Below are 2,044 nucleotides of genomic sequence, written 5' to 3'. Positions count from 1 at the left end.
GAAGACCGCGCCAAGGACCATGCCCGTTGGGTAGTCAGCGAACGGTTGCTGCAAGCGCTGGACCGCTACGACAACGCCGACCTCATTAGCGGCCTGGCCTTTGCCGAGCAGACCGGCCAGTGCGTGATCGGCATGGAGTTGAGTGAATGGGGCACGAAGGTGCTGGACCACTGGTGGCGTAGCGACGTGGCCGACCGGGCAAACCTGGCAATACGCGGCATCAGCTACAACCAGGATGACATCCGAGAGGAGCTTGCGGCGCTGCTGGAAACAGCCAAGGCCGAACCACCCGCAGAATCAAACTTCACGCTGGCCGAAGGCCTTGCCAAACGCGCCCATGCCGCAGCGAATGCCTTTGCACGCATCAACACGCTGTATGAAGAACTGCAGAAGCGGAACAGCAGCGTCAGCATCGGCCTGTATGGATGGTACGTCGCGCTGGGGCGACAGGTACTGAGAACCGGGGCACCGAGCAGCCCAGACCGAGCGATGCACCATGGCCTGCGCCTGGCGTTGTTTGCTTCGGTACATGAAACGGCTGTCGAAATACGCGTGAGTGAAGCTGCACGAAGTGGGCAGCCAATCAATCCGCAACGCACCGGTGGCCAGATTGCACGGTACTTGGATCAAGCCTGGGCCGAAGGGCTAATGCAGGCTGATAACAAGCAAAGTGATTTCTATAAAGTTCGTGCTGCGGGCCTGATATGCCTCATCGAAGGCATGCTGATGGCCTTCAAAGCCCGCGAGCTGCCTGACAGTGATGCGCGGGTGAAGACCGAACTCTTGGCGGCCGCGATGACCACGGCTGCTGCGGGTTTTGAAATTGGGGCCAGCTATGTAGACCAAGTGGTCACCCGATACGGCGCTAACAGTGTGACTGGGAAAGGGGCGGCCGCAACATTGGGAAGGTTGAAGCTATGGGGGGCGGGATTGGCTGGTATCGGAGGTTCACTACTGGCGTGGTGGGATTTCACAGATTCGGTTGAGCACTTCAAAAGCAGCCAGAGTGGCGCTACCAAGCAGGCCCAAAAAAACTCGAGACTCTTGGCTGCTACGTATTTTGTAAGAGGAATGGCGACAATAACCCTTTCGCTAGCAGAGTTAGGAACAGCAGTCGCGATTGCAAAGCCTCTCTTCGAATACCTTTCTCATAATGCCAAAACCAAGCTGGCTAGGATGGTATCCACGTCCTTGAGAGAGCTTGCAAAAAAGCTCGGAACGCAAGCCGCTCGGCTATTACTTGCCCGCCTCATTCTTGGCGCTTTCTGGATCGGCCTGGTCCTGACAGTGATAATTTACATATTTGAAGACGACGCTTTGGAAAAGTGGTGCAAACGCAGCAGTTTCCGCCTTGCAAAGAACTCAAAACCGTTTGAAGAACAGGAAGAACTAAAGACCCTGCACACCGCATTCAGCGAGGTATTGTGATGTATCTGATCGAATGGGGTTTTTGGCAAATGGCTACTGAATCCGAAGCTGCGCGAAAAGCATATGAAGCAGAACTGACACCGAATGAGAAGCGTCAAGATTTGTATGAGGGCGAGCTGGATGAAGAAATGCACTTTCAGCCCGTTAGTGAAAACCCACGCGCAAGAGGCCCTGTATTCGCTTTTAACGACATCTTCTTAGACATTCGCTGTGGTGGCTCAGAAGAAAAGCGCGGCCTTATTACGCTCGCAACGCTCGGAGCCATCGCCCCGGCCGTTGCTGTGGGACTTTACATCACCACCGGGTTTATTTGGATGGACATCACAGACCCTGAGGGTCGCTCTGTAATCACTATTCTTACAACGCTTATAATGCTCTCAGTCACCTCGACCTTAGTGTATCTTTATTCAAAGTATGGAATTCACTTAACCCGACTAGAAATGCTGACTAGCCGTCACCTACTCATTCGCTTCAATCGAGCAACCCAACAAGTTCACCTACATCGACCGAAATACTGCGGCGGCATCGTCGCTTTCCCCTGGAAAACAACCGGAAGCACAGCCATCGACCCAGAAGATGACTCACTCAGCTTGGGCATGCGACTAGGGCTAGTCTG

Annotated in this window: 1 protein-coding gene and 1 pseudogene; both read left to right on the top strand. The window is 54.2% G+C overall.

What is annotated here, in order from left to right; all coding sequences use genetic code 11:
• A partial coding sequence (locus AC07XM_RS30955; protein ID WP_495046079.1) for a T6SS effector BTH_I2691 family protein occupies window positions 1-1,428 on the top strand: 1,428 nt, incomplete at its 5' end.
• Window positions 1,428-2,044: pseudogene (locus AC07XM_RS30950) on the top strand (DUF6708 domain-containing protein); the annotation flags it as partial. The gene AC07XM_RS30955 and the pseudogene AC07XM_RS30950, both read left to right, overlap by 1 nt.

This window comes from Pseudomonas sp. GW460-LB5 (assembly GCF_059423245.1).
The sequence above is the reverse complement of the archived record's forward strand: the minus strand, read 5'-3'. Positions and strand labels throughout refer to the sequence as shown.